The organism is Acetobacter senegalensis, assembly GCF_001580995.1.
GTDB lineage: Bacteria > Pseudomonadota > Alphaproteobacteria > Acetobacterales > Acetobacteraceae > Acetobacter > Acetobacter senegalensis.
The window spans coordinates 1-25486 of the sequence record NZ_LHZU01000117.1 but is presented as its reverse complement, the minus strand read 5'-3'; the positions used below and the strand labels follow the sequence as shown (position 1 = coordinate 25486).

The following is a 25486-nucleotide window of genomic DNA, read 5'->3' as shown; positions in this document are numbered from 1 at the left end:
TGCGCCTGCAATTTATCGGCCTTGGCGTTCAGCCATTGTGCAAGCTCTCGGAAATAGAAGGCGCGGTTGAGCGCACGACAGGCACGCCAGCGGGTGACGCGGATGTGCCATTGGAGGAATAGTCGCCCCATTTGCGGTCCCATTCTTCACTTCTGGCGCGATACAAGGCGGCCTGATGTTCGGCCTGTGCCCGCATCTGATCCAGATGGTTTCGGTAAAGCCGTTCCACGCTCAGGAAGATGTGTGCCGGTATGACGCTCCACTCCCCATAGAACAGCCGCTTAATCTGCCCGTCCGTCAGCCCAGTCTTGCGGGCGATGGACGCGAAGGTTTGCTTGAGGCCAGACCGTGAGCCTTTGGCCTCCACGATTTCATGCAGTTGCATCTGGACCTGTTGCGCGATTGCTTCAGGCGTCATGTCGCGACCCCTTTCTGCTCTCACGGATAAAAATTCTCTCTCCACGGAATTCGCCTCTGCCATTTTCACGATTGTTGAGGTCGTGAACTGGAGAAACAATGGAGAAGGAGACTGAATTCGGAACGGTGCAGGTTGGTGGCGAGTATGTCACCAACCCGTTTTCACCGCTCGATACAGCGGACACAGCACCCGGCAATTTACCCCTAGCCTCACCGTATCTGGGCATCTCACTGCTCAGAACGGCGCGCCTCTGGTCACGTCTGCACCCATGGGCAACCGTAGGGCAACGCATTGCGCTGGCCCAGGAAGTCGCCAAGGAGTTAGGGGTGGACGCGGGGTGCATTGGTTGATGTCAGGCCGCAACAGCAGACTTACGAACGTAAATCTCAGTCACCCCGCCATGCGTGGCTGCAATCACATCATCGCTGCCTGCCGCTATTTGCAACAGATACTCTGGTGCCTTTGCCTGCACCCCGTACCGGGTCCATTCACGTGCGTAAGTGGGCTTGCTGTACGCAATTTTGAACGTAGGCGGAATTGTGATTTTCTTGGATGTGATCATCGGTTAGCACCCCGCCAGCGTTCAAGTCCACGCCATATAGCGTTGGCCGCGATAGCGTTGCGCTCCTCTTGGGACAGATCCGCGATGTTTACCGCCTTGGGTTCGGGGGCGGCAGGCTTCTGCGTACTCCCAACCAGTTTCATCGCGTCCCGGTAATGTTTGTTGGTTGTGAGGGACGCTGCAGTGATGCCAGCTCGCTTCGCCATCTCCTCTTGGGACAGGCCAGCCTTGATGCAGTCCACAATGATGGAGAGTGTTTCACGCCTCGTCCTGAACGGTCTAGTGGTAAGAGTCTGCCCGCGCCTACGGAATGCATCTTCCAAAGTTTTGAGGTTAACACCAAGCTGCTCGGCGATGTCCTTACGCGCCACACTATTTCCAGAAAGTTCCTTGGCCTTCTTGAGAACAGCATCCGTTATAACCAGCGCCGATCCGTGCCGGTACTGGCCCGGTGGAACGGAACGCTTGATATACTCGCGCAGTGTACGCGGGCGGCACCCATACTTCCTAGAAAGCGCCTCGCATGTAGCCCCGGCAAGATACTCCTTCACCATGAGCGCACGCTGCTCGTCTGTAAGGCGTGCCAGCTTGTTGGGGTATCCCATCACACACCCCCGTCGGTACGGCCATGCGTACCCGGTTCGGTGACAGCGCCGCCGCCGGGAACTACCGTTTCTGTGCTGCCGGGAGTCGGAAGCTCCGGGCCGCTGGTGTTTTCTTTTTGAGAGGAGTTTTCACAATGAGCTTTGAGCAATTTACCAGAGAGGGTCTGATCGAGCATATCGCAGATAAGATCGCTCTCGCTGAGGGTGTCAGCCCCACTCGCGAGTACATCCTTGAACTCTATTCCAGAGCGCGTGAGGCCGTTGATGGGGCTCCCGCCAAGCGTAGCATGCCCAGATTCTCCAAAAGTGACGTGGAGCAGATTTGAGCCGTAGTTAAGATACGTCTCAATAATGGCAGCCGCCTTGATGATTTCTTCCAACGAGGCGCTGCCAGCCCACTGCATCGCGTGCGCCAGCGCCGTTTTGCGGATATCTTCGATCATCACGCGCGCTCCTGGGATGGGGTGCGTTCGAACAGGTCGGGTCGCAGTTCCTCGCGAGGAATGCCTGTTGCGGCCTCTACATCATTGAGACGCTTCACAGGGATATGCCCAAGCGTGCGCCAAAACAGAATTGAAGTCCTATGAAGGCCGCACTTCTTACTTAATTCGGAAGCGCCGCCAGCCGCCTCAATGGCCTTATCAACAATCGACATGACCATACGTTAGCTTTTCCAACATTTTCAGGCAAGTAAAATGTTGGAAAATCCATCCCAAGGATTTTATTTTTGTCGTCACCTCCCAACATGACAGAAGCACGAACAGTGGGATCGCGCCTGAAGCAAGCTCGCCTCTTAAAAGGAGAGCGTGACGGGAAGCGCCTAACTCAGGCTGAAGTGGCTGAAGCCGTTGGTATCAGTCGGAGCACTCTCACAGCATACGAAAGAGACCATGATGTGCCAGGGCGTGACACCATTCGCGCCTTAGCCAATTTTTATGACGTTTCCACTGACTTCCTTCTGGGAGATTCTTCTCTTTTTCCGGCTGATTCTGATGATGTCGCGCATAACACTGAGGAGCGCACCCTCCTCCACTTGTGGAGAGTTATAGGCGAGGAAGAACGAAGGAGCCTTATGATCCTTTTGCGGGCACAGATCGTCGCCAAAAATGACGCCGCCTAACCCCTCCCCCTCGAATCTTACTGCCTTGTTCATGTTCCGAGTATGACAGAACGAAAGGGGAACGGCAACGAGTTGTGTGGGAGGTTATACCCGCGTTTTTCTACAGATTTGAGGATATATTTAATGGCTAAAGAGTCGCGTCGCATTGAAAATGTTGACCAAAACGAGCTTCAATTAGCCCACTACCAGGCGGACAATTGTTCTGTTGATTTTAGGCTTGATGGCAACGGTGATACCGTCTGGGCTACGCAAGCGCAGATCGCCGATCTTTTCGATACGACCGTAGCCAATGTAAACGAACACTTAAAAAACATATTTTCCAGCGGGGAGTTAAATGAGCAATCAACTATTAGGAAAATCCTAATAGTTGCCAGAAATGGGAAGAGTTACAATACGTTACACTATAATCTAGATGCTATCATTAGTGTTGGTTATAGAATCAGCGGCCCAAAGGCGACAATGTTTCGTAGGTGGGCAACCACTACCCTTCGCACTTATGTTGAGCAAGGATACTTACTCAATGAAGCTGCGCTTCGTCGAAATCCAGACAAGCTAAATGAACTTGCCGCTAAAGTTCGCGCGCTTAGATCTGAAGAGCGCTCGGTGTATGGACAGGTCAGAGAGTGCTTCAAAATAAGCTCTTCTGATTATGACCCAAATTCACAGGAGGTCCGCAGTTTCTACGCTCTTCTGCAAGATAAATTTCACCATGCAGTAACGGGAATGACTGGGTCTAAGCTCATAATGGATCGTGCAGATCATAAAGCAGAGAATATGGGCTTACATTCTTTCGACGGGAAGTCACCAACTATCAAAGATGCGACCACCGGAAAGAACTACCTCAACGAAAATGAACTATACAGGCTGCATATATTATCAGAACAATTTTTACTGTTCGCTGAGGGCACTGCTCTTTCAGGTAAAAAAATGACTATGGCGTCATTGCATAGGCAACTTGATAGATTGCTGACGTTAAATGATTATCCTGTTTTTGGTGGATATACAGATTATCTTAAGAAAGACGCAGATGAACACGCTCGGAGAGAACACAAACTTTTTAATATCAGGAAAAAAGTTGAAGCAGCCGGGATAACTTACGATGAAGCGGAATATGAGCTTGGAGAATACGATTACATCTTAGAATAGCCCCGGGACATCCCCCACACTTCCCAAAACCTCAGGCTCTCCGTAATCCCCCGCCTCCTCATCCACGGTCACACGGACAGCCTGAGCCCCGGCTACACTGAGTAGGCCATCCCTCACCTTCTCAATCCTGCGTAACGCATCCTCGGTGCCCCGGCACGCAACAGCCGTTCCGGGTTCGAGAATCGTGCGCCTGCCAGACTTCCGCCAAACATAGGACTGGAAGATGATTCGCTCTGTGGCCGCCATTGTGTGACTCCGTCAGGTATGTTCTTGTTGTGTTCTACTTCTGATAGGAGTTAGGAATCAAGAGAATGGCAAGAAAAAGATAAATGTTAGTTTTTCCAACTTTTTCTCTTGACGTTAAATGTTGGAATATCTAACTTTACTCCATCACCACGGAGATGGGAAATGAACACACAGGTAGAGCAGACGGCTGCTCCCGCAGAAACAAACAAGGCGCAGATCACTCTGGCAATGCTCCGCAAGTGGGGCGCGTGCCAGGATGGAAAGTCATGGTTCAGCAAAAAATTCCCGCAGGGCGGTCAATATGACGATGTCATGCTTGCGCTGTATTCCGATAGGAGATTCGATGATGCTAATTGGCTTGCATCGACAATGCTTTCGACCAGCCCAACATCGGATTTCATCAAGGCTGATGTAAGATCAATCATTAAGCTTACATCTGACGCTGCCACCACGGGTAACGAGGCACACGCTGCCACCACGGGTAACGAGGCACACGCTGCCACCACGGGTGACTGGGCACACGCTGCCACCACGGGTGACTGGGCACACGCTGCCACCACGGGTGACGATGCACACGCTGCCACCACGGGTAACGAGGCACACGCTGCCACCACGGGTTACCGGGCATACGCGTCATCGGGTGGAGAGAATTGTATAATTGCATGCCTTGGCATTGGTAGCCATGCAAAGCTCGGACCAAAAGGTGTGGCCAGCCTAGCCTGGAATGACGGAAAGCGTAACCGCATTACGTCCTTTTATGAGGGCGAGGACGGGATAAAAGCAGGCGTCTGGTACAAACTGGACGATGCTGGGCGGCCTGTTGAAGTGGAGGCCGCATAATGCCCGGTCTCACAAAAACAATACCACGCTGTCGCGACATTCTCGAATACACGGCAATCTGGGCTCTCTACACGCTGGCAGATGGCGTGGAGATCGTGTGCAGTTTCCTCCAAACTTGGTGGGCTGGTTACGCGCGCGCCGTGTTTGTCACGGTTCTCGCTGGCCTTGGTCTCGCGCAGTGGGAATGGTTCATGACGCGGTTTTGCCTCGTCTGCGCAGTGATCGTGGAGGCTGTGTGATGGGTAAAGCTAAGTTCACGCCGGGGCCTTGGGCTTGGTTTGGCAGTGCTGGCGGAGCGCCGGACATATATCTAGCCACAAATCACTCAGGCCGCCGCTATGTCATGAGCTTTCGGCGTTGGGGACTTAATGGTGCTCAGCCATGCTTCCAGCCGGAAGGTCGTGGCATGAAAAAGGCCGCTGACCTCCTGCAATTCGAAGTCGGCGATAAGTCTATCATCGGCGTTGATGCAGCTAAAAATGACGGAAGCGTTTACCGCTACCAAATTCGCGGAATTGCAGCTCCAGACGCCTACCTGATCGCCGCCGCGCCGGATCTTTATGACGCATTGAGTGACACCCTCAAGCAAGGCCTCTCTTTAGACACAATCAAAAAGGCCCGCTCCGCCCTCGCCAGAGCACGCGGAGAAACCCCCTAACACCCCCGCGTCACCCGGTTTGCGGACCGGGCTTCGTGGCCGTGTTGGCCTCAATTGAGGAAAGAAAATGAGCACATATATCATCAGAATTTCGGATAATACTTATGATCTGGTCGGTCCTTTCGATAATCATGAGTCGGCTGGAGAGTGGGGGCGTATGGACCAAGAGCGCCGCAATGATGATCCGCGCTGGCAAACTGTCGATCTGGAAAACCCGGAAACAGCCCCTGCGGTTGTTGAACCCGACCCGATCAACCGCTGACACCACCACACGCATCGGGTCTCAAGAAGGCCCGGTGAAGTGGCCGTGTTGGCCGATTGTTTCCCAATGGGAGAATGAAAATGTCACAGACAATGGAGCGCCAGAGCGTGCGTCGTGCGGCTCCGTTACCGCATATGGAGCCGCCTGCTGTTACTTCTTATGATGAGGAGCTTGATAAAGAAGCGCGTTCTGATCAGGAAGAGTTGGAAAAATTTTCTGATATGTTGAAGGCCGCCCACCAGAAAGCGTTATTCCTTCTGAATAATTTGCATTTTGGCAAAGAACTGGTTGGCCTGCCGGAAACTGTCCGTGGCTTGGCTATCTGTATTGCCAACACAGAGGAAGATGACATCAAGCAGCTATGGGAATACCAGTCGTGACTCTAATAACCGAGCCCGGCATCTATAATCTGAGCGCGGCTGAATACCATTCTGGCCCCGGTGTATCAAAGTCTAATCTTGACCTGATACATGAGTGCCCAGCACTGCTTGAATGGTCACGGAATGCGCCTACGGATGACGACGCAAGGAGCGCTGTAAATATCGGCACAGCATTTCATGCGCTTATTCTTGAGCCTGATGTATTCAACAAAGAATATGTCGTTGATTTTGCGCCGCCTTCTGATGCCATATCTACAGTAGAAGAATTGAAGGCTGCGCTTATGGCGCGAGGAATTGAGTTCAAAGCCTCCGCCAATAAGTCTGCGCTTACCAAGGCTCTTCTTGATAGTGACCCGGATGCGCCTGTCACCGATGCCCTGCATGACGAATGGCGTAAGGGGGTGAATGGGCGCATTGTTCTTTCTGCTGCTGAATGGAAGAAATTGGACCTGATGCGCGGCTCGTTACTGGCGCATCCAGTAGCGCGCTGGTTTGTTGAGGCTGATGGAAAATCTGAACAAAACTTCTATGCATATGATGATGCTACAGGAGAACTGATCCGCGCGCGGATGGATAGAACGTTAGCCAATCGACCAATCATCGTGGATCTGAAAACAACTGGCGATATTGGTCGGTTTGAATACTCGGTTCAGGACTACCGATACTACGTCCAAGACCCGTTTTACTCGGACATTTACCAAAAGGTAAATAGTCAGAAGCCCACGTTTGTTTTCATCGTTGTCAGCACAACACGGGATCGTTGCCGTTATCCGGTGCGCGTCATGAAACTGCCACCAGAACAGGCGCAACTTGGTCGCGATGAATACCGAGAAGACCTGAATAAATATGCTGAATGCAAAGCCTCAGGCATCTGGGCAGGTATCGAAAATATCAGCCTCCCAGAGCGTTTCCTGAAAGAAAGGATGATTTAACGATGGGTATTCTAAATATCCGTGAAGCTGAGCGCGAAGGCGCGCGTCTGGTGATTGGCTTGTCCGGCCTCTCTGGTGAAGGAAAGACATATACTGCCTTGCAATTGGCCTGGGGGCTGGCAAACTTTAACGCTAAGAAGGTGGGGCTTCTGGACACAGAAAACCGCCGTGGCAGCCTATATGCCGACAGTCTGAAGGACAAAAATGGGAACGTTCATCGGTTCCTGATTGGGGATTTAGATGCGCCATTCAGTCCTGACCGTTACAAGCAGGCCATTCTGGAATTTCAGGCTGCTGGCGTAGAAGTTCTCGTAATCGATAGCGTAAGTCATGAATGGGAAGGCACGGGAGGCTGTGAAGAAATTGCTACGTTAACAGATGGCAAAATCGCCAACTGGAAACTGGCTAAGGCCAAGCACAAGACGTTCATGAACACGCTTTTGCAGTGTGACATGCATGTAATCGCTTGCATACGCGCACGCGAAAAGACTGATTTTAGTAACCCAAGAGCCCCTAAGAGCCTTGGCGTTCAGCCAATTCAGGAAAAAAACTTTGCATTTGAACTGACTGCCAGCCTGATGATGTGGGGTAAAGGCAAAGAGCAACAGATACTGAAATGCCCAGAAGAGTTACTTCCTATTCTTGGAAGGGGAAAGGGATACATTACGCCCGAGGATGGTCAGTCACTTCGTGCTTGGGTGGATGGAGCAAAAGCCATTGATCCAAATGTTGAACGAGCCCGCAACCATCTGCGCACACAAACTGAAAATGGCGTTGCCGCAGTTCAATCAGCATGGAGGTCCCTGCCGGAATCAGTACGCCGCTCTCTTAACAATCAGGATGCTGTTCCGCCTGATATTCTGGCCGCAGCCAAGGCGTATGATGATCAGAAGGCAGCAGCAGCACAGAGCGACGATGACCTAAACAACCTGAACCAGCAGGTTGCCCAGGCACAGCAGTCAGAAGACCGGCCTGCCGCGATAACAGAAGCCATCATAAACGAAATCCGGGGCGCAATGAGCCACTCTGAGCTTGAAGCCGTAACACGCTCTGCAAAAACGCAAGAGCAGCGGGCATGGATGCGAAAGAAACGGCCAGAACTAGCTGACAAGATTGATGCTGAAATTGCCTCTGCCTTGGAAGCCTTTGAACACGAAGGAACCCCCGCATGACCACCAAACTCCAGATCATCGGCCCCTACACGCCAGAGCACGAGGGGCCGTTCTGCACGCGGGATGGGAGGCCGGTGCGGTTGTTGACAAAAACGGATGGGAGCAAAGAGTTTCCAATAGTTGGATTCATTGACAACGAAAAAACTTCATCGGTTTGGACTGAATACGGCCATTTTTTTGAAACTCATGACAATCACGGAAACGACCTCATGAACGCCCGCGAAGTCCCTGTGGCGCGGGAGTTTTGGATTTATGACGATCTCATTTTTGCGTCAGAAGCAGCAGCTAAAGCCAACTGCTATTGGACACATAGAATTATCCACGTCCGCGAAGTCCTGCCGGGAGAAGGTGAATGACCGCAAAGACTGCAGAGTGCCGGTGGTGCGGACTGCGCCTACAAGGAAAGCCCTACTCAATGGGAGGGAATGCCTATCATCCGCACTCCGGGGAACGCGCAAAAATCAATCATTACGGTGGATTTGTTTGCTCTAAAACCTGCGATCGCCGAGCCAGTCTTGATCTGGAACAATCTATGCCGGGACATGGAATTGGGCAGAAAAAACTGAGTTGTTACGCAGAAGCGGCATTGGAGAGGAATTGGGCATGACCGACAAACCCACAGGCGTATTCGTGCGGCTGCCGCTGAGTGATGCGCATGTGCTTACGCTTCTTGACGCTTACACAGGCGGCAAAGAGACGACAAACACAAAGATGCAGGATGCCCTCCTCGACATCGGCACCCCTGTCACGGGCGGGGAGTTGGAGGTTTATCACGCACCAACAGTTATTTCTAAGAATGGCGCGGAGTGCATCCCCCTCGTCCGCCAATCAGACGCCCTCGCCAAACTTGCCGAGAAGAACGCGGAGATTGCAGCAGCGAATGAAAGATGCGCGGATACGTTGCAGGGGTTGGTATATGCAAGAGCGCAACTTGTGCAGCAGGACGCCGAGATTGCGAACTTACGGGCGCCAGGCTCCCGGCTTCTGAACATGATCGACGGTATAAACCCGGATTGGTCTAACGGTGTGACAGATATCACAGGTAGTATTGATGAAGGTGACGTTATTGCCGGGGGTATTATCGACGATTTTAGAAAAGCCATGAAAGGCCAGAAAGCATGAGCGAGGAACTGAAATCGTGCCCGTTTTGCGGGAGTGCAGATATTTCGACCCCGCACCCTAGCGATATTAATACGTGGGCGGTCTGTCTAACCTGTATGGCCGAAGGGCCGGTAAAAGATACCGGGCAGGAAGCGTTAGACGCATGGAACACCCGCGCAGGAGAGAGGGCGTGATCGGAGCTTTAATATTCTGGGCGTTAATGTGGTCCGTTTTAGCGGCGCTATGTTTCGCCACTTCCGCGTATATTATTGGGGGTGTCTGCATATTCATGTTGGTTATTGGCATTTGTATTATATTGGATGGAGACATGGTTCTATGACAACACCTGAAAGATATTGCCGGGGCTGCGGCTGTTCAGAGACAAAACGGCAAGAGTATCTATCTAAAGGCTCTCTGAATTGCTGCCCAGACCGGGGCATAAATGACGTGATTGAAAAGAAGCACGGTATCCCTGCCACATCATCTGACCCGGAGGCGTGGAAAAATGACTGACACTAACTGGCCCAACCCCGAGCGGCCCGGTGTGCCGATGTATCCTGAGCGGGATGGGTGGCACCTCCTGAAACGAATAGATGAAGACGGTTTTGATGTAGTTGGCTATAAGAAGGGAAAATGGATTAGTGACGAAGGTAATAAACCTCTATCGAGTAAATATATAGTTCGAGATTATAAATATATCGCCCCCGTCCTCACCCCCGCGCAGATAGCTGAGATGCTGGCGGCTGAGCGAGAACGGTGCGCGAAAGTGTGCGAGGACACCTACGAAAAATCGGGCCGCGATTTTGAATATTTAGGATGTAACGACGCAGCAGAGCAAATCCGCAACCTAGGAGCCGAGCCATGAGGACGAGAGAGGAGCAGATTGAAGACCTGGCACAAACGCTAGTAGACGAAACCGGCGCTGGCGATGGGTATTCGGTTCTCGTGGTACGCGAACATATACTCGAAGCCGAACGCCGGGCAGAACAGCGCGTGCGGGCGGAGATTGGGCGCGATAGTGAGCGGCTGGATTGGTTGGAGAAACTACCACTTGCAGATATTCACAAGTTCGCAAGCGGATGGGAAATCGGTATCAACCACATTAGTTTTTCTGAGGGTAAGCAGACACTGCGCGAAACCATCGACGCAGCGCGGGAGGTGGGGTGATGAGGCGTTTTATCGGTAAAGCACTCTGCAAGCTCTTTGGACATAAGTGGACCAAATGGCGTCTCGAATATTCATGGGTGCGTAATGACGATTTCTTATATCGGCAGTGCCAAAGGCGCGGTTGCATGCAAAGCCAAAAGAAGGACTATGCTCCATGACTGACCCAAGAATTGAGGCGGCTATTTATGCTGCATGGACCAATACTGTGCAGTTTAAATCTGGCGAAACATTTGCCCAGTACAATGAGCGCGAACCGTATGCGGCGGGAGAGTTTCGCGTAGCAATAACCGCAGCCCTCGCAGCAGCAGACGCTGCGGCTTGGAGGCCGATTGAGAGTGCGCCGAAGGATGGTACGGAGATTATAGCGTACGGAACACAGAAAGCCGATGCGCTCTCTCCAATAGAGCCTTATTTGGGAGTTGTATGGTGGGAGTATGAGCTTTGGCAGGATGGGTCGATTGCCTGCCGGCCAGTTCTAACCCACTGGCAGCCCCTACCAGCCCCGCCCGCAAGCATCGATGCGTTGGGAGGGGTGGATGGGTGAGACGCTTTCCCCCGTAAAACGCAAGGTAATGCGCGCCAAAGAAGCCGCAGAATACCTTGGCTTGTCGGTTAGTGCATTTCGCGCTCTGGCAGCAAAGGAGCTTGAAGGCATCAAGATCACGGAAGGCAGGAAAGTCTGGCTGATAGAGGATCTTGATGCCTTCTTGAGTAGACGATCTGGGCGGCCAATCAGTCTGAAACCAACAAATTCATGGGACGTGCTTCTTGCCAAGCGTGAAGCTGAAGTATCTAAAAATCTATAGAGATTGCCGGGGGAAGACGCGTTATTATTTGCGCAGGAAGGGTCGGCAGGATATCCCCCTTCCTGATATTACCGCCCCTGATTTCATGGCAGCGTACGGCGCCGCATTGAATGATTCAGCGCTAAGTGAGATTGGGAAGAAACGCGTCCAATCAGGCTCCCTCGAATTTCTCATCATCCAATGGCAGAAATCTGATGAATACCTGAGCCTGAAGAAGAGCACTCAGGCGGTGTATAATAGGCTGCTGCAACGGATACGTTCAGATCCAGTTGGGCAAGGCCCGTTCGCGGAAATGGAAGCGCATCACGCAAGGGCTGTAATCAGCGCCCTTGGCGATGCCCCCACAACCAGAACGCGCATACGCAGGCTTCTAAGCCAGTTGATGCAGTTCGCTATCAGCAAGGGGTGGAGAGAGGATGATCCTACGGCATCGGTAAAGGTGAAGCGGCAGAAGAGCGAAGGCATCCATGCCTGGACCGACGCGGAGATAGAGCAGTATCTGACAAAATGGACCAAGGGAACGCAGCAGAGACTTGCACTCTCCCTCATGCTTTACACCGGCCAACGGCGCAGCGATGTTGTACGCATGGGACCATCTGATGTGCAGGAGAATATGATCTACGTCCGGCAGGAGAAGACCAGCGAATGTCTCTGGATACCGATACACTCAGACCTAAAGGATGAGTTAGGCGACTGGAACGGACACGGCCAGACTTACCTTTCGCGTATCAGTGATGGGAAACCATATGGCGTGAACGGCTTTTACAATGTCTTCAAGGATTGGTGCGCTGCGGCAGGACTTCCATTGCGCTGCTCCCCGCATGGTTTGCGCAAAGCCGCCGGAAGAAGATTGGCAGAAGCCGGATGCACCCCGCATCAAATCGCCGCGATTCTTGGGCACCGATCTTTGACCGAAGTCATGCGCTACACAAAGTCAGTTGAGCAGAAAAAAATGGCTCTCGAAGCTATGGCCAAATTTGAGAAAGTGTCTAACGGTAAAATTAAGAGTGTCTAACACTCTGTAAATTTGGCGGTAAACTGCGATTTCATTTAGGAAATGGCGGACCCGAAAGGATTCGAACCTTCGACCTTCGCCTTCGGAGGGCGACGCTCTATCCAGCTGAGCTACGGGTCCACGGGCCATTCCCTAGCGCAAAGGCGGGAAGCTGCCAAGCCCGTATTGCGCGCGAAGAAGGAATTCCCCTCTTTTCCCTCAGAAAAAGCGCCTCCTGCTGTTTCAATGGGCCGCTTTCTTTCAGACTCGTATGCCCTGCTATTACGGCTGAGCATAAGGATGGAATGTTGGCTCGGTAGCCGCCAACCATCAACGGTAGTGTGCTCTTTCTGTTGCGCGCGCACCATCTCTGTCCGGCGCTTCCACGTATCTTCCACGTATGGCTGGGCCAACACGCCCCGCAGTCTCAGGGGGCTGCAAGCTGATCCATTTGGGCGGGCAGGAGCAGGGGCAACGTGTTCTTGCCCAACGCAGTTTCTCCAACGCCCTGCGCCAGCCATGCTGCGGCGGCGCTATCTCCGCCTGACGGCAGCCATGTCTCTGGTGTGGTCATCCATCCCACCATGTCCTGCATTACCAGCCTGCCGTTGCGGTCCCGCAGCAGCAGATGATGGCCACCCGGTATCAGATCAAGCCGCACCCGCTTGGGCATACTTCGCCAGACCTCCGCCATGACGGAAGGCGGCACCAGTTGGTCCTTGTCCCCATAAACGCACAGGGTGGGGCCATGAATATGGCGTGCGGCATGGGCGCTCTGCTTCATAAGCGCCACCAGCCCCTGCAACGCCTCAAGCCGTGTGGCCCGAAGGGTTAGCGGGTCATAATACAGGCGAATCAGCGCTGCCATATTGTCACTGGCTACAACGTGCACGGGGAGCTCTCGCCCTGTTACCAGATTTCTGGGGAACAAACTGGCCAGCACCCGCAACGGAATATCCGCCCCGGCCCCCAGATTCCACACGGCGGGGGCCAACAGAAGCGTGCCCGCCACCTTTGGCGCATCCGGCTGCGCCATGAGCAGGATCAGCACCGCACCGCCCATACTTTCGCCCGCCAGATACAGCGGTGTGTGCGGGTGCGCCTGCTGAATCTGCGCTATTTCCTCACGCACATCCGCCACCATCCGGGCGGAGCCAGCCCACCCGCCACGCAGAGGAGCCTGACCAAAGCCCCGCTGATCTGGCGCAATGACCGTAATGCCGCGCTGCGAGAAAAACGGGGCTGGAGCTTCCCACGCATCCCGGCTGTCATTGAACCCGTGCAGGGCCAGCAGCACGGCCCGTTCCTGCTGTTGCGCGGGCCAGACCCGTGCCGGAATACGCGCACCATCAGAAAGAACAAAAGTGTGATCAGGCGGCACAAGCCGCGCGGCAGCCGCAAAACGGGCAGGCGGCTTGGGCGGCGGCGGCAGAGTTGTTGTGCAGGCCGCAAGCCCAAACGCCAACACCGCCATCCCTAACCGGCCCAATAAAGGAGAACCATCGCGCTCCCGACCCAACAGAACGGCCCTCACCCGGCGCAGATCATGCTGGGTAAGAGCGCCCCGCACCCAGCCATACCGGGCCGCGCCACGCAAAACAGGAGTGACGGAAATCGTGCTGCACACACCCTCCCCGCCCCTGCCTTGGTCTGACTGGGCTGATCTGCATGCGGGGCGCTGCTGTACCGGCAACCGGTATTTCAGCACAGGGTGCAGAGCGTCCCCTCTTGGTTTACGGGGAAAAACCCGGCTGGCACGGGAAAGAAGCGGTCGGAAAAACAGCATGCTCACGCGGATGGGATGAGAGGGACGGTAGGAACTCGGCCTTCAACCGCGTATCATCCCCACCACAGCAGCGCCAGTAGCCCCGCATGGAAAAGCCATGCGGGAGGATGGGGCTGAACGAACAGGCTGGCCGCACATGTCTGCACAAGGGCACCGTGCGCTACAGGGAGGATCTGCGGAATGCTCATTCAGCCAACCAACCCGGTGCCCCGTCCCCGGCTTGGGCATGTGGAAACCATTGTGGTGGATCGACGCAAGATTGCGTGCGATGGTGGCCTTGGCGCGCTGGGGCATCCGCGCGTGTGGCTGAAAATTGGTGGGCACCAGACCGTATGCCCCTACTGTTCACGCCTGTTTGTGCTTCAGCCCGGAGCGCATGACGACCACGGCCATTAAACTGCAGCCGCAACGCGCGTAGTAAAACGATTACCGAAGTAAACCGCAAAGTTCGGTAAGTGATCCTGTCAGGTCAGGCTGGGCACGCCAGAAAGGCCGTTGCCTGTAAGCGCCGATCAGAAACAGGATTCCAAAGAAACATCTTTTCAGAGCCGTCTCTGATCCGAAACGCAGCAGACTTATTGTGTGCGAAATAAAGCTTATTATCCCGATGGAGTTGCATCAGGAAGACGGGCCTCTTTTCACACCCTGAAAAGCCCGTTCTGTATCTCGCTTTCTTCTTTTCACTGACGTTAAAAAAGAAAGTTTGCACTCCCCTTCACGCAGAAACCACATTCTACGCGAAGGGGGCCATGCCTGAAAAATCAGGACGGCAGCAGGAAAGAACCGTCATCCAGTTCAATGCCGCGCTGGGCAGCATGGGCACAGGTTGCGGTGCGCTGGTCCTTGCCAAGGGTATTCAGGTCAAGCAGACGGCCACCGCTGCCAACCAGCAGCAGGCCAGCCCCACCACTGGGGTATGTGGCATCAGACTGAACATCACCGCGTTTGGCCAGAGAACGGCCAAGGGACCGCACAGTTGTGTCGTCATCAATGCCGCGGGCATAGCAATAATACATCAGCCCGGCGATATTGCCTGCGGTAGCGTTGTCAACCGTGGGCACACCATCATGATCCAGCACGCCGGATGCGGCGTTTGATGCAGTCATGGGGGCTTCACTCCCCAACGTGGCGGTTGGTACAATAGCGGCTGGCGCAGGCGCCGTGTTCAGTGCTGTCTGGGCGTGTGCAGCGCCAGCAAAAGCCAGACCGCAGGCTGCCAGCAGGGCAACGTGACGAAACCCCTTCATGTCAAACCTCCTGATATATGTTTGTGCGCACTATCAGGCGAGGCCGCCATGCGGACAAGTGAGCTGCATGCCGGTCTGTTATGCGTGCTGTTTTCAGGAACTTATCGGTCCTGTTTCATGAAATTATAAAATTCATGAATGTCTGATTTCTGCAAAACGCATTAGGCAAAGGTGCTGTGCTTCTGCATCCTTACGCCACAGCGTGGAGAATGACTGACGGAATACTCTGTCTCCCCTTACGCTATAAGGAGCGAATTTCATGTCTGATCTTGTTGTTCTGGGGTTTGACCATACCAATGACGCCACACTGGCGTTGGAAGAATGCCGGAAACTACAGAAAGAATACCTGCTCGATCTTGAAGACGCCGTGGTGGTGGTGCGTGATGCCGAGGGCAAGGTGCATTTGCACCAGAGCATCAACCTTGAAAAAGCTGGTGCATCCTGGGGCCTTTTTTCCGGCGGGTTCTGGGGCGTGCTTGTGGGGCTTCTGTGCCTGAACCCGCTGGCCGGGTTTGTAGCTGGCAGCGTGGTGGGCGCCGGGGCTGGCGCACTGGCGGGCAAGCTCTCGGATTACGGTATTGATGATAATTTCATCAAATCTCTGAGCGAGACCATTCCGCCCAATACCTCTGCCCTGTTCATTCTGGTGCGCAAAGCGCAACCTGAAAAAGTGCTGGCAGATCTCCAGAAGTTCAAGGGCCACGCCCGTGTGCTGCAAACCTCCCTTTCCCCTGAAAGTGAAGCCCAACTGAAAAACGTACTTGAAAAAGCCGCTGTGCCACAGCCTGCCGCATGAAACCCCACAGGCCAGGTAAAGACACAACAGGAATAGGGTGACAGAAGCGGTGCCCTATGCAGGGGCATGAATCCTTTTGCCAGCACGGGAAGGGATTCATGCCTGCTGTTGTTTTCCTATGAATAATCAGAAATTCTGCAAAACCTTGCCTTTTGTTTCTGGCAGGCAGAGCACAATCAGCAATACAGCGCCATAAGCGCAGGCGGCGAACAGGCAGATGGCCCTGCCCAGCCCCATGCTCTGGCTTAAAAAGCCGATAAGGCCGGGGAAGAACGCCCCCATGGCGCGCCCAAAATTATAGGCAAATCCCTGCCCGTTTGCCCGCAACGCCTGCGGAAACAGTTCGGACAAATACGCCCCCAGACCGCTATATATGCCCGATGCAGAAAACCCGAGCGGGAAGCCTGCAATCAGCATTTCCATATTGGTAAGCGGCAGCAGCAGGTAGGCAATCACGCTGCACAGGGAAAGCACCGCAAAAAAGGAAAATGTGGGTTTTCTGCCCCAGGCATCAGCCAGAAACGCCCCGCACACATACCCCAGAAACGAGCCGATAATCACCACCATCAGATATTCACCCGTATGGATGACAGAAAGCCCATGCTCCCTTTCCAGATAGGTAGGAAGCCATGTGGTAATGGCGTAATATCCACCCTGAATACCAAGACACAGCAACGCAGAAAGTGCGGTTGTTCTGAACAGAGCGGGGCTGAATATGGCCCAGAACGGCTGAGCCTGCGCTTTCTGCCGCGTGGCCTGTAGCGCCTGGAACCCCGCAGGTTCCGGTACATGATGCCGCACATACAGCACCAGAAAGGCGGGCAGAATACCCACCCAGAACAGGCTGCGCCACGCCAGATGGGGCGGCAGCACACTGAAGGCCAGCGCGTAGAGCGCCGCCGCCGCACCCCACCCCACGGCCCAGCCGCTCTGGATCAGCCCGACTGCCTTCCCCCGGTGTTCGGGCCGCACAATTTCCCCCACCAGAACGGAGCCTACGGCCCATTCCCCGCCAAAGCCGATACCTTGCAAGGTACGGACAATAAAAAGCTGTGTGAAATTCTGGCAAAACCCGATAAGGCATGTGCAGGCGGAAAACCACAGGATGCTGGCCTGAAGCAGCCGCACGCGGCCAAACCGATCTGCCAGAATGCCTGCGCCCCATCCCCCAATGGAAGAAAACAGCAACGTGACTGTCACCAATGCCCCGGCAGAGGCCGCGTTGATGTGCCACTGCGCAATAAGCGTGGTAATGACAAAGGTGAAAATCATGTAGTCAAATGCATCAAGCATCCAGCCGCCAAAAGCGGAGAAGCAGGTTGCTTTCTCTGCACGGGAAAGCCCGGTCAGCCACGTCATACTGTTTTCCAGTTTTTCTTATTATTGGAACAGACGATTTTAAAAAGGGTTTTGCTGCGGGCTCAGCCTGGCGTCTTTTGCGCAAAACCGTAGAGCACCGCAGGGTTCCGCACCAGAATATGGTTGCGTGTCACATCATCCGGTGCCCATTCCGCCAGCATGGAAAGAAGGTCTGTGGTGTCTGGCATGTCACGCACGGCCACATGGGGCCAGTCACTCCCCCACACCATGCGCTCCGGGTTGGCGCGGATCAGGGCCTGTGCAAGCGGCGTGACCTGCCGCATGTCCTCAAGGTTCTGCACCAGACGGTACGCGCCGGAGAGTTTTACCCACCAGCCTTCCTCCGCAACGCATTTTTCAAGCGCCCGCAGTGCGCCAACATCCTGCGCAACGGAAGGCGTAAGATAGCCCATATGGTCTATCACCACCCCGCACCCAAGGCGCGCAATGCGGGGCAGCAGTTCCAGCCCGCGCGCGACATCAATCAGAAACTGCATGTGCCAGCCAAAGGGCGCAATGCGTGCGGCAATCTGCTCCATGCTGTCCAGCGCTACACCACCACGAAACAGGGCGTTAATGCGCACGCCCCGCACGCCCTCAGCATGCATCTGCTCAAGTGCTGCATCGCTGACAGTGGCGTCAATCACAGCCACGCCGCGCAAACGGTCTGGATGGCGCGCCAGCACGTGACGCATATAGCGGTTGTCCGTGCCGTAAATACTGGGCTGCACCAGAACACCACGCTGCAACCCCAGCGCATCCAGCATGGCCAGATAGGCGGCCTCCGGCGCGGGCGGCGGCGTGTAGCTGCGGTCTGGCGTGAAGGGATATCGGGCGGTATCCTCCGCAATCACGTGCGCATGGGTATCACAGGCAAGATCGGGCACCACAAAAGCTGGACGATGCAAAGTATCAAACGGTGCCGGGCAATTTACAGTTTCAGCCACAGGCGCAACAGAAGAGGACATGGGCAGGTTCACTCAAAATAAAATCGAGCGGCGTCAAACCGCTTTGTGGGTGTTATGACACGGCAGCTTATCAAGCGTTTCCCCCGGCACCATTTTTATTTTCCGTAACAAGAGCGTGAAGCTGTTTCTGCCGGTTCCGCCTTCTGACAAGGATTGACGGCAGCCCCCTGTGTCAGCCTACAGTCACGTTTTCTTCTCTTTATCCTGATGGAGCGCCCGAGCATGGTTGCGTTACGGTCTTTTTCCGCCCTTATGCTGGCAACCACCCTTATCTCCTTTTCCGGCGCGCATATGGCTCTGGCTGCCCAGCCGGTGCCCCAGGTTGGCACGGCCCAGATTACCGCCGTTGCCCACCCCTACGCCGCGCCGGAAGACGCCCCGCAGGCCGTGGAAAACGCTTTTGCCGAGGCCCGAAAGACCGGCCGCAAGGTGTTGATTGATTTCGGGGCAAACTGGTGCCCGGACTGCCGTGTGCTGGCTGGCGTTCTGGATCACCCCGCCGTGGCGCCATGGGTGCAGGAGAACTTTGTTGTGGTCTCCGTCAACGTGGATCACTTCAACAAGAACATGGATATCGCCCGCAAATACGGCGTTACCATCAAGGCCATTCCGGTGGCACTGATTGTGACACCTGAGGGCAAGGTGCTGAACGCCGACGCCACGCTTGAACTGGGTGATGCCCGCAGCATGTCCGCACAGGCGGTGGTGGACAAGTTGGCAGAATGGTCCAACCGCACCTGACCCCTGTTTGACCGGGGCTGGCCTTACTCAACTGGGACCGCCCCTTCCGCTCCGGGCTTACTCAGCAGGCCAATATTACCAGCCGGGGCGGTTACGTGTGGTCCGGGACACCATCAGCCCCGGATCAGGAATATCAGTGGTTCCGTGTGACGTTATGGTACCTGCGCCTGCGCATACATGGTCAGTTGGCGGGCGCGGTGCACCAGTTCCGGCACATTGAACGGCTTTTGAGAAACAGCCACGTGGCTTTCCTATTCCACGCCAGTTTCAATCAGTTCGCCCCAATAAGGCAGGCCCATCTGCATGGCCAACGTCAGGTTGCAAGGGTTCTGATGCTGCTGCGGCACCAGTTCACAGATCACCGTACCGGGCCGACACCATGCCAGATTGGCCATGCCTGCGCCTAGCGCGCCCACAACCAGCCGGGCTTTGGCAAACAGCCGCATCTGATCCGCCACGCTCAAGGTTTCCGGCCGCACCACTGTAAACCCGGCCTCAGCCAGAGCCTGCGCCAGATCGGCCTCGTTGGGCATCAGGCGGTTGGAAGCACCCCCCCGTTCAATGAACAGATCAAGCGTTCGGGGCTCCCGCCCGGTCACCCCTGCCTGCGCCGCCAACGTATGGTAGGCAGCGCGCGACGTGGGTAGAGGGGAAAAATCCGCAGCGCCGCGCACGCAATCTGTGTAAATCACCTTACGAAAAGCATATTGCCACCCCGGCTCTGTTATGGTGGCACGGGCTGGGTCAAACCCGTTCATCCGCACCGTTTCTTCCTGCCAAGGTGTCAACTGAGGAAGGATCAACCCGCCCTCAAACCCACTTTGGCGAAGGCTGAACAGAGTGGGCACAGTATGCACAACCCAATGGTAGTAATTGGTGCTCCAGTGGTCAAAGCAGGCTGCCATCACAGGTTGCCCCGCCGGTGCAGGCACCAGATCATCTTCACGAACGGTCAGGTCTGCCACGGCCTGAGGTGGTTGCAGGTAGGAGGTATCCGCAATGGGCCGTCCGTCCTTGAGAAACACCATCAGATTACGGTCAAGCACCACATCTTCCAGCTCGTATTGCCGCAGGATAAGGGGCTTGGACTGCCACCCCCTAAACAGGGAATGCGCGCCGCCGGGCAGGCACCCATCCTGCACCAGCCCCGCTGGCTGCACCTGGGCGCTATCCAGCACCCGCATGGTGGTGGCGACATCTGCCAGCGTAAGAGGCGCAGAGGGATCTGACGCTACGGACGCCTTGCGGCGGAACAGTCGGGCAAAAGAAAACATACGCACCGCTTTGGTTGAATGACACGCGCCAGACCCGTGGGTGGACCCAGCCTCCCGCATCAGGCGGGCCAGACTGATTTTAGGCCAGCACCATGCCTGATAATAGTCCCCCGTTTCTCTATCCCGCGCCCTTGGGATTGCTGTAGGAGACTCGCGCTCCGGGCGGAGTGCTTGCAGACCGTAGAGACGTGTGCGGAGCCAACGGCGTGGTCGTAAAAGCCGGGCCGCTTGCCGGAGCAGGCAACACATGCCGCAACGTGTTGCACTGGGAGCCGCTTGAACTGGGCGGTGCACACACCATGTCCGCTCAGACCATGGAGAACAAACGGGCAGGCCGATCAAGGTGCTCTGACCGTCCTTGCAATGGGTTTGCCATACCGCGCGCCAGTCGCAAGCTAACGCCGTTTGCGCGGGCGCGTTATCTGCACCAATGTTGTACGCATCCTCTGCTGCCCGTAGCCCGTTCTGGTCTATAAGAGAGCCACATCTGTTTTTTCCTACTCGAAAGTCCGTGCATGCCTTGCCGAGCCCTGCCCTGCTCTGTTCCGCCTGATCAAACTGCTGCCCCGCGCACGCGTGCTGTGTTGCGTAGTCTCTGGGCTGCAGGGGCCTTTGCCCTGCTGGCTGCGGTTGCCCTGGTGGCGGCAGGGGCCTGTCTGCCGCAGGCACAGGCCGCGGAAAGCGCGGCAGTCAGCACCGAGCACAGCGTCGCCACACTGATAACCGACAGTGACACGGCAGACGGCAGCACGCCCCTGCGTGTGGCGTTACGCCTGAAGCTGCAACCGGGCTGGCACACATACTGGCAGAACCCCGGTGATGCCGGAGAGGCCACGGCAGTCACCATAACGGCGGAAGGTGGGCTGACGGGCAAAACTGACGCCATCCAGTGGCCCACGCCTCAACGCATCCGTGATGCCTCGCTGATGTCCTATGCCTATACGGGCGATGTGGTGTTGCCGCTTTCCCTGCCGTTGCACGCGGCGAAAGAAGCGGCTTCTGTCGAGAAAACCTCCGCCACAGGCGCAGGTTCGGGCACTGGCACGGGCGCGCCCACCACGCTTAAAGCGCACGCAAGCTGGCTGGTGTGCGCCAGTGTCTGCGTGCCGGAAGAAGCGGACCTCAGCCTGCCTCTGGCGGCAGGCGCACCGCATCCTTCCGCTCAAACACCCCTGTTTGAGGCTGCTACGCAGGCCACGCCGGTTCCTTCGCCTTATACCGCTACCCTTGCCGCAGATGGCACGCTGCGCGTGAGCGGGCAGGATCTCTCGCCCCGCGCGGTGAAGGAAGCGTGGTTCATGCCAGACAAGCCGGGCCTGATTGATCAGGCGGCCCCGCAGAACGAGGCCGTGCAGAACGGCGCTGTGGAACTGCACCTGAAACGCCTGCCCGACCTTGCATCAACCCAATCCCTTTCCGGCATTCTTGTTCTGAAAGACGCAGCAGGCAGCGAACACGCCCTGTATCAGACCGCCAAGCCCGCGCCGGGTGCCGCAGGCGGAGTGGCGCCTCGTGGGGAAAGCGCCACAGCCGCCAGCAGCCTGACACAGGCCGGGTTTGGCCAGCAGGTAGTATTTGCGTTTCTGGGTGGGCTGATTCTGAACCTGATGCCCTGCGTCTTCCCCATTCTGGCCATGAAGGCTCTTTCCGTCGCCAAACTGGGCAAGGCGGAACGGCGCACACAGATTACCAGCGCCGGGTGTTATGCGCTGGGGGTGATGGTCACGTTTCTGGCCCTTGGCGGGTTGATGATGGCGCTGCGTGTGGCCGGTGCAGCAGAAGGCTGGGGCTTTCAGTTCCAGTCTCCGGTGTTTGTCACGCTCATAACATGGCTGCTGTTTGGCATGGCACTGAACCTGCTGGGGGTTTTTGAATTCATGCCGGTATCTGGCGGGGTTTCCGGCACACCCAAGCACGGCCACTGGCATGATGTGCTGACGGGTATTCTGGCTGTGGTAGTGGCAACGCCCTGCACCGCCCCGTTCATGGGGGTGGCCATTGCCGGTGCGCTTTCCGGGCCACCGGTTGCGGGGCTGGCGGTGTTTGCCGCCATGGGGTTGGGGCTGGCCGCCCCTTACCTGCTGCTGACCGCCATACCGGGCCTTGCCGCCCGCATGCCGCGCCCCGGCCCGTGGATGCAGTATCTGCGCCAGTTTCTGGCCTTTCCCCTACTGGGCTCCTGCGTCTGGCTGCTGTGGGTGGCGGCGCTGGAAGGCGGAGCCTCCGTTGTGCTGCTGCTTACCACTGGCATGGTGCTGCTGAGTTTTGCCGCATGGCTGTATGGCGTGGCGCAGACCCGCTTGATCCAGCAAGGGCACACGCGCACCAATGCCGCCCTGCATGGGCTGGCGCTTCTGGGGTTATTGGGCGCACTGGCGCTTATTCCCGCCCTTCTGCATCAGCAGGGTTCGGCAGCGGCCAGCCCACAGACCTCTGCCCTGCCCAAAGGCGTGGAGCCCTTCAGCACCGCCCGGTTTGAGGCCTTGAAGGCCGCAGGCAAACCAGTGTTTGTGGACATGACCGCCGCATGGTGCATTACCTGTCTGGTGAATGAACGGGTGGCGCTGGATGTTCCCGCAACCCAGCAGGCATTTGCAAAACAGGGCATTACCGTGCTGCGCGGAGACTGGACCAACCATGATCCCGCCATCAGCGCTTTTCTGAAAGAACGCGGGCGTGATGGGGTGCCTCTTTACATCTACAGCCCCGCCCACGGGCCGGAGGTCACCCTGCCGCAAATTCTGACACCGGGGCTGGTGATCAGCACACTCGAAAATCAGACAAAGTAAAAAACAGTAGGGCGCGGCGGGAGAGGGTAAACTACTCTCTCGCGCTTCCGCTTTTAGGGGTTTCTAAAAACCCTTCGTTGGGGAATGGGTGACAAGCATAACCCTGTGGTAGTCCTACGCTTAGGAAATTCAGAATAGGGTTTTCAGCGCCTTACCTCTTCCACTCTTCACTCTTCACTCTTCACTCCGCGCTAGTGGTCACGCCCGGTCGGAGCAAGTGATGGGGCGTAAAAACTGCTTTTTCTGCCACTACTATTATCAACAGGGCATCTTGCAAAAGGGCGGCGCTCAAACGCAAGAAGATCGGCCTGATACACCTGATGGGCCAGACAGCACCTTCAAGCAGCTTGGCACGCCTCCTTAAAACCCCGTCTGAAGTGAGAAATAGGCACCCGTCTGGGTGCGGTAGGTTGCGATGGTGCCCAGTGATACATAAGCGGCTGTAATATTCAGGTGTTTGTTGACAAAATAGCTGGCGTACACATCAAACCAGTTGCTTTCCGGCGTGAAGTTCTGGTTACGCGGTTTGGTTCGGTATTCCACCCCCACCACAAGCCCTGGAATAAAGGACGGCAGATACCCAAGGGAGCCTTCAAACTGCGGGTAATAATTATCGTTCCTGTCCCCCCCAAAGCCCAGAATACCCCACTGGTTGCCTTTGGTCAGCCGCAAGGTGGTATCAACCAGAATCCCTATTTTTGGAAAAAGCTTGGTAACAGCAACATAAACATCCGCGCCATCCGTATGTTTAGACCCCACGGCATGAATGACCTTGGCGTCTCCATCATGTTTGTACATGGCCCCGACTGACACCTGCGGCAGAAGTGTTTTATCCAGAACATGACCAAACAGACGCACCTTGATGCCGCCTGTATCCAGATCAAACTGATAGCCCCGGCCAATACCCAGCTTGGCGCCCGTGCCGCCAGTCTGGAAGAAATTGTGAGAATAGGAGAGTTCAACGCGGTCATAAAACCCCATCAACGCGCCCACGTTCTGGTCCGTATAGTTGGTGACATTCACATAACTGTAGTGAAACGCCATACCCATGCTCTTTTTACTACCGTACCCCCCAATGGTGGCCCAGCTTGCAATACCGCCACCGCTTGACCCTTCCAAAGAACTCAGCCCGCTGGTGCCCAACGTTCTCTGCCCATCAAAAAGCGCGTTGAAGGAAAGCGGATCAGGCTGACCCGCACCATCTTCCGCCGATGCAGGCTGTTCCGTTGCCGGATGAAGGGACACCGTTGTGCCTCTGGCAGCGGATGCACGCCCCACCGGCCGTTGGTTGCCTGTAGCCGCAACGGCTGCCGCTGTGCGAGATGTGGCCGCAACAGGTGCAGCGGTAGCAGAAAAGGCAGACGCCAAACCTGCCCAGATCGTAAAGAAAGATGCCGTAAGAACGCCACCAGCCCGCCCGGCCTGCAGCGTGGCAGAGAAAGGAAGTCTCTCCTCCCTTTTTGACGTCTGTTGTGAAAAAATGCGCCTGTGACTATGGTTTGTGACCCTGCTTTTTACGGACATCTCTCTTCTCCCTTGGCGGGAACAGGCTACACAGCGGTTGCTGTCACCTGGCATCACGTGTCCGTTTATGGCGTAGCGGAAGAGAGGCAGACGGCCTTTGATCTCCTCATTCTGTGCGTATATGTTATTCAGTAACCGTAACAAGCGCCCTGAAAGCCACAAAAACCCTTACCTTGCCTTCACGAAGCAGCGTGCAACCTACCCGCCGCACGCCACGCAGATGGCGCAGGGACACATACCAAAAAGACCGGCTTTTTCCCTTTTCCATGCTCTTTTTGCCACGTCAGGAGCATGCTGCCCTTCAGACAGGCACGCTGGCTGGAACCGGTTGAGGCGTGAACGTTCGCGTTTGAACACCCCCTTCCCCACCGGTTACGGCTGAGGTTGCAAATCCATTCTAACAAAAATGTTATATTATAACATTTGAGCCTTTTGGAAATCTCGCTAGTCTATAAAAAACTCAATAAAATCCGATGAAAAGTCTGATCTGCATGCTGCGTACCCCGTCTTCTCCTCCCGATCGTGCTCTGGCTTCCGTGCTGGTGCTGGCTACGGCGCTCTCCGGCCTGTGTGGCACGCCTGAAGCAGATGCC

35 protein-coding genes, 1 tRNA gene and 1 pseudogene are annotated in these 25486 nt (G+C 55.7%); 22 read left to right on the top strand and 15 right to left on the bottom strand.

Going from position 1 to position 25486, the window contains the following annotated elements; translation table 11 throughout:
• Positions 1-28 precede the first annotated feature (28 nt).
• Positions 29-418: a hypothetical protein gene (locus AD948_RS05830; RefSeq protein ID WP_061471092.1), complete on the bottom strand. Its 390-nt coding sequence runs from the start codon at positions 416-418 to the stop codon at positions 29-31.
• Positions 419-516: 98 nt separating this feature from the next.
• Here AD948_RS05830 and AD948_RS05825 point away from each other — a divergent pair, with 98 nt between their 5' ends.
• Positions 517-768 carry a hypothetical protein gene (locus AD948_RS05825; RefSeq protein ID WP_061471091.1) on the top strand — a complete coding sequence of 84 codons (252 nt, stop codon included), beginning with the start codon at positions 517-519 and terminating at the stop codon, positions 766-768.
• A 2-nt stretch (positions 769-770) separates the two neighbouring features.
• Here the strand turns inward: AD948_RS05825 and AD948_RS05820 are convergent, their stop codons facing one another.
• Genes AD948_RS05820 through AD948_RS05805 form a run of 4 tightly spaced genes read right to left on the bottom strand, consistent with a single transcriptional unit; the run spans position 771 to position 2240 of the window.
• Positions 771-980, bottom strand: a complete 210-nt coding sequence (locus tag AD948_RS05820; RefSeq protein WP_061471090.1) for a hypothetical protein — start codon at positions 978-980, stop codon at positions 771-773.
• Positions 977-1585 carry a hypothetical protein gene (locus tag AD948_RS05815; protein WP_061471089.1) on the bottom strand — a complete coding sequence of 203 codons (609 nt, stop codon included), beginning with the start codon at positions 1583-1585 and terminating at the stop codon, positions 977-979. Before AD948_RS05815 ends, AD948_RS05820 begins: the two co-directional genes overlap by 4 nt.
• Positions 1585-2028 (bottom strand): hypothetical protein, encoded by a 444-nt coding sequence (locus AD948_RS05810; RefSeq protein ID WP_061471088.1) that lies wholly within the window; start codon positions 2026-2028, stop codon positions 1585-1587. Before AD948_RS05810 ends, AD948_RS05815 begins: the two co-directional genes overlap by 1 nt.
• Entirely contained in the window at positions 2028-2240 is a 213-nt protein-coding gene (locus tag AD948_RS05805) for a transcriptional regulator (RefSeq protein WP_169797388.1), read from the bottom strand. Before AD948_RS05805 ends, AD948_RS05810 begins: the two co-directional genes overlap by 1 nt.
• A 90-nt stretch (positions 2241-2330) precedes the next feature.
• Here AD948_RS05805 and AD948_RS18955 point away from each other — a divergent pair.
• Positions 2331-2483: pseudogene (locus AD948_RS18955) on the top strand (helix-turn-helix transcriptional regulator); the annotation flags it as partial.
• A gap of 24 nt (positions 2484-2507) precedes the next feature.
• Here AD948_RS18955 and AD948_RS18630 read toward each other — a convergent pair.
• The gene (locus AD948_RS18630) at positions 2508-2738 is read right to left on the bottom strand and encodes a hypothetical protein (RefSeq protein ID WP_248845933.1); all 231 of its coding nucleotides are present in this window, start codon (positions 2736-2738) and stop codon (positions 2508-2510) included.
• A gap of 90 nt (positions 2739-2828) precedes the next feature.
• On the opposite strand from AD948_RS18630, the gene rhuM reads away from it, so the two are divergent.
• Positions 2829-3851, top strand: coding sequence for a RhuM family protein (gene rhuM / locus AD948_RS05795; RefSeq protein ID WP_061471085.1), 1023 nt, complete (start codon positions 2829-2831; stop codon positions 3849-3851).
• On the opposite strand, the gene AD948_RS05790 is transcribed toward rhuM, so the two are convergent.
• Positions 3843-4097 carry a hypothetical protein gene (locus AD948_RS05790; protein WP_061471084.1) on the bottom strand — a complete coding sequence of 85 codons (255 nt, stop codon included), beginning with the start codon at positions 4095-4097 and terminating at the stop codon, positions 3843-3845. The genes rhuM and AD948_RS05790 overlap by 9 nt on opposite strands.
• Before the next feature lie 162 nt (positions 4098-4259).
• Here AD948_RS05790 and AD948_RS05785 point away from each other — a divergent pair, with 162 nt between their 5' ends.
• From AD948_RS05785 to AD948_RS05720, 15 genes are all read left to right on the top strand, one after another.
• On the top strand, positions 4260-4937 hold the full coding sequence (locus tag AD948_RS05785) for a hypothetical protein (protein WP_061471083.1): 678 nt from the start codon (positions 4260-4262) through the stop codon (positions 4935-4937).
• Positions 4937-5176, top strand: a complete 240-nt coding sequence (locus AD948_RS05780) for a hypothetical protein (RefSeq protein WP_061471082.1) — start codon at positions 4937-4939, stop codon at positions 5174-5176. Before AD948_RS05785 ends, AD948_RS05780 begins: the two co-directional genes overlap by 1 nt.
• A gap of 167 nt (positions 5177-5343) precedes the next feature.
• Positions 5344-5595, top strand: a complete 252-nt coding sequence (locus tag AD948_RS18100) for a hypothetical protein (protein WP_156478951.1) — start codon at positions 5344-5346, stop codon at positions 5593-5595.
• Between the two features lie 67 nt (positions 5596-5662).
• Positions 5663-5857, top strand: a complete 195-nt coding sequence (locus AD948_RS05770) for a hypothetical protein (RefSeq protein WP_061471080.1) — start codon at positions 5663-5665, stop codon at positions 5855-5857.
• A gap of 107 nt (positions 5858-5964) precedes the next feature.
• The gene (locus AD948_RS05765; protein WP_156478950.1) at positions 5965-6237 is read left to right on the top strand and encodes a hypothetical protein; all 273 of its coding nucleotides are present in this window, start codon (positions 5965-5967) and stop codon (positions 6235-6237) included.
• The gene (locus tag AD948_RS05760) at positions 6234-7169 is read left to right on the top strand and encodes a PD-(D/E)XK nuclease-like domain-containing protein (protein ID WP_061471078.1); all 936 of its coding nucleotides are present in this window, start codon (positions 6234-6236) and stop codon (positions 7167-7169) included. The genes AD948_RS05765 and AD948_RS05760 overlap by 4 nt, the downstream gene beginning before the upstream one ends.
• A gap of 2 nt (positions 7170-7171) precedes the next feature.
• Complete coding sequence (locus AD948_RS05755) at positions 7172-8341, top strand: AAA family ATPase (RefSeq protein ID WP_061471077.1); 1170 nt, start codon at positions 7172-7174, stop codon at positions 8339-8341.
• Entirely contained in the window at positions 8338-8697 is a 360-nt protein-coding gene (locus tag AD948_RS05750; RefSeq protein WP_061471076.1) for a hypothetical protein, read from the top strand. The genes AD948_RS05755 and AD948_RS05750 overlap by 4 nt, the downstream gene beginning before the upstream one ends.
• Before the next feature lie 247 nt (positions 8698-8944).
• The gene (locus AD948_RS05745) at positions 8945-9463 is read left to right on the top strand and encodes a hypothetical protein (RefSeq protein WP_156478949.1); all 519 of its coding nucleotides are present in this window, start codon (positions 8945-8947) and stop codon (positions 9461-9463) included.
• Positions 9460-9636 (top strand): Lar family restriction alleviation protein, encoded by a 177-nt coding sequence (locus AD948_RS18950; RefSeq protein ID WP_082782317.1) that lies wholly within the window; start codon positions 9460-9462, stop codon positions 9634-9636. The genes AD948_RS05745 and AD948_RS18950 overlap by 4 nt, the downstream gene beginning before the upstream one ends.
• Positions 9637-9947: 311 nt before the next feature.
• Positions 9948-10307: a hypothetical protein gene (locus AD948_RS05740; protein ID WP_061471074.1), complete on the top strand. Its 360-nt coding sequence runs from the start codon at positions 9948-9950 to the stop codon at positions 10305-10307.
• A complete protein-coding gene (locus AD948_RS05735) occupies positions 10304-10609 on the top strand; it encodes a hypothetical protein (RefSeq protein WP_061471073.1) in 306 nt (101 codons plus the stop codon). The genes AD948_RS05740 and AD948_RS05735 overlap by 4 nt, the downstream gene beginning before the upstream one ends.
• A gap of 154 nt (positions 10610-10763) precedes the next feature.
• Positions 10764-11153 carry a DUF551 domain-containing protein gene (locus tag AD948_RS05730; protein WP_061471072.1) on the top strand — a complete coding sequence of 130 codons (390 nt, stop codon included), beginning with the start codon at positions 10764-10766 and terminating at the stop codon, positions 11151-11153.
• Positions 11146-11415 (top strand): helix-turn-helix transcriptional regulator, encoded by a 270-nt coding sequence (locus AD948_RS05725; RefSeq protein ID WP_061471071.1) that lies wholly within the window; start codon positions 11146-11148, stop codon positions 11413-11415. Before AD948_RS05730 ends, AD948_RS05725 begins: the two co-directional genes overlap by 8 nt.
• Complete coding sequence (locus AD948_RS05720; protein ID WP_248845936.1) at positions 11387-12430, top strand: tyrosine-type recombinase/integrase; 1044 nt, start codon at positions 11387-11389, stop codon at positions 12428-12430. Before AD948_RS05725 ends, AD948_RS05720 begins: the two co-directional genes overlap by 29 nt.
• Before the next feature lie 43 nt (positions 12431-12473).
• Here the strand turns inward: AD948_RS05720 and AD948_RS05715 are convergent.
• From AD948_RS05715 to AD948_RS18855, 3 genes are all read right to left on the bottom strand, one after another.
• Positions 12474-12550: transfer RNA gene (locus AD948_RS05715), tRNA-Arg, on the bottom strand.
• 286 nt (positions 12551-12836) lie between these two features.
• Positions 12837-13883 (bottom strand): alpha/beta fold hydrolase, encoded by a 1047-nt coding sequence (locus AD948_RS05710; protein WP_082782325.1) that lies wholly within the window; start codon positions 13881-13883, stop codon positions 12837-12839.
• 365 nt (positions 13884-14248) lie between these two features.
• Positions 14249-14383, bottom strand: a complete 135-nt coding sequence (locus AD948_RS18855; RefSeq protein ID WP_269110733.1) for a hypothetical protein — start codon at positions 14381-14383, stop codon at positions 14249-14251.
• Between AD948_RS18855 and AD948_RS05705 the strand changes: the two genes are divergently transcribed.
• The gene (locus tag AD948_RS05705; RefSeq protein WP_061471070.1) at positions 14376-14591 is read left to right on the top strand and encodes a zinc-finger domain-containing protein; all 216 of its coding nucleotides are present in this window, start codon (positions 14376-14378) and stop codon (positions 14589-14591) included. The two genes, AD948_RS18855 and AD948_RS05705, sit on opposite strands and share 8 nt — an antisense overlap.
• Positions 14592-14956: 365 nt before the next feature.
• Here the strand turns inward: AD948_RS05705 and AD948_RS05700 are convergent, their stop codons facing one another.
• On the bottom strand, positions 14957-15442 hold the full coding sequence (locus AD948_RS05700; RefSeq protein WP_006558839.1) for a hypothetical protein: 486 nt from the start codon (positions 15440-15442) through the stop codon (positions 14957-14959).
• Positions 15443-15701: 259 nt separating this feature from the next.
• Here AD948_RS05700 and AD948_RS05695 point away from each other — a divergent pair, with 259 nt between their 5' ends.
• Positions 15702-16238 (top strand): DUF1269 domain-containing protein, encoded by a 537-nt coding sequence (locus tag AD948_RS05695; RefSeq protein WP_035379926.1) that lies wholly within the window; start codon positions 15702-15704, stop codon positions 16236-16238.
• A 126-nt stretch (positions 16239-16364) separates the two neighbouring features.
• Here AD948_RS05695 and AD948_RS05690 read toward each other — a convergent pair whose 3' ends face one another.
• Both AD948_RS05690 and AD948_RS05685 read right to left on the bottom strand, forming a co-directional pair.
• Positions 16365-17597, bottom strand: a complete 1233-nt coding sequence (locus AD948_RS05690) for an MFS transporter (RefSeq protein WP_061471069.1) — start codon at positions 17595-17597, stop codon at positions 16365-16367.
• A gap of 62 nt (positions 17598-17659) precedes the next feature.
• Complete coding sequence (locus AD948_RS05685) at positions 17660-18565, bottom strand: amidohydrolase family protein (RefSeq protein WP_061471112.1); 906 nt, start codon at positions 18563-18565, stop codon at positions 17660-17662.
• Between the two features lie 222 nt (positions 18566-18787).
• On the opposite strand from AD948_RS05685, the gene AD948_RS05680 reads away from it, so the two are divergent.
• The gene (locus AD948_RS05680; protein WP_082666558.1) at positions 18788-19306 is read left to right on the top strand and encodes a thioredoxin family protein; all 519 of its coding nucleotides are present in this window, start codon (positions 18788-18790) and stop codon (positions 19304-19306) included.
• Between the two features lie 251 nt (positions 19307-19557).
• On the opposite strand, the gene AD948_RS05675 is transcribed toward AD948_RS05680, so the two are convergent.
• The gene (locus tag AD948_RS05675) at positions 19558-20874 is read right to left on the bottom strand and encodes a glycosyltransferase family 61 protein (RefSeq protein ID WP_248845931.1); all 1317 of its coding nucleotides are present in this window, start codon (positions 20872-20874) and stop codon (positions 19558-19560) included.
• 221 nt (positions 20875-21095) lie between these two features.
• Between AD948_RS05675 and AD948_RS05665 the strand changes: the two genes are divergently transcribed.
• Positions 21096-23369: a protein-disulfide reductase DsbD family protein gene (locus AD948_RS05665; protein WP_082782316.1), complete on the top strand. Its 2274-nt coding sequence runs from the start codon at positions 21096-21098 to the stop codon at positions 23367-23369.
• Positions 23370-23729: 360 nt separating this feature from the next.
• Here AD948_RS05665 and AD948_RS05660 read toward each other — a convergent pair whose 3' ends face one another.
• Positions 23730-24893 (bottom strand): DUF3034 family protein, encoded by a 1164-nt coding sequence (locus AD948_RS05660; RefSeq protein WP_248845930.1) that lies wholly within the window; start codon positions 24891-24893, stop codon positions 23730-23732.
• Positions 24894-25486: the final 593 nt, after the last annotated feature.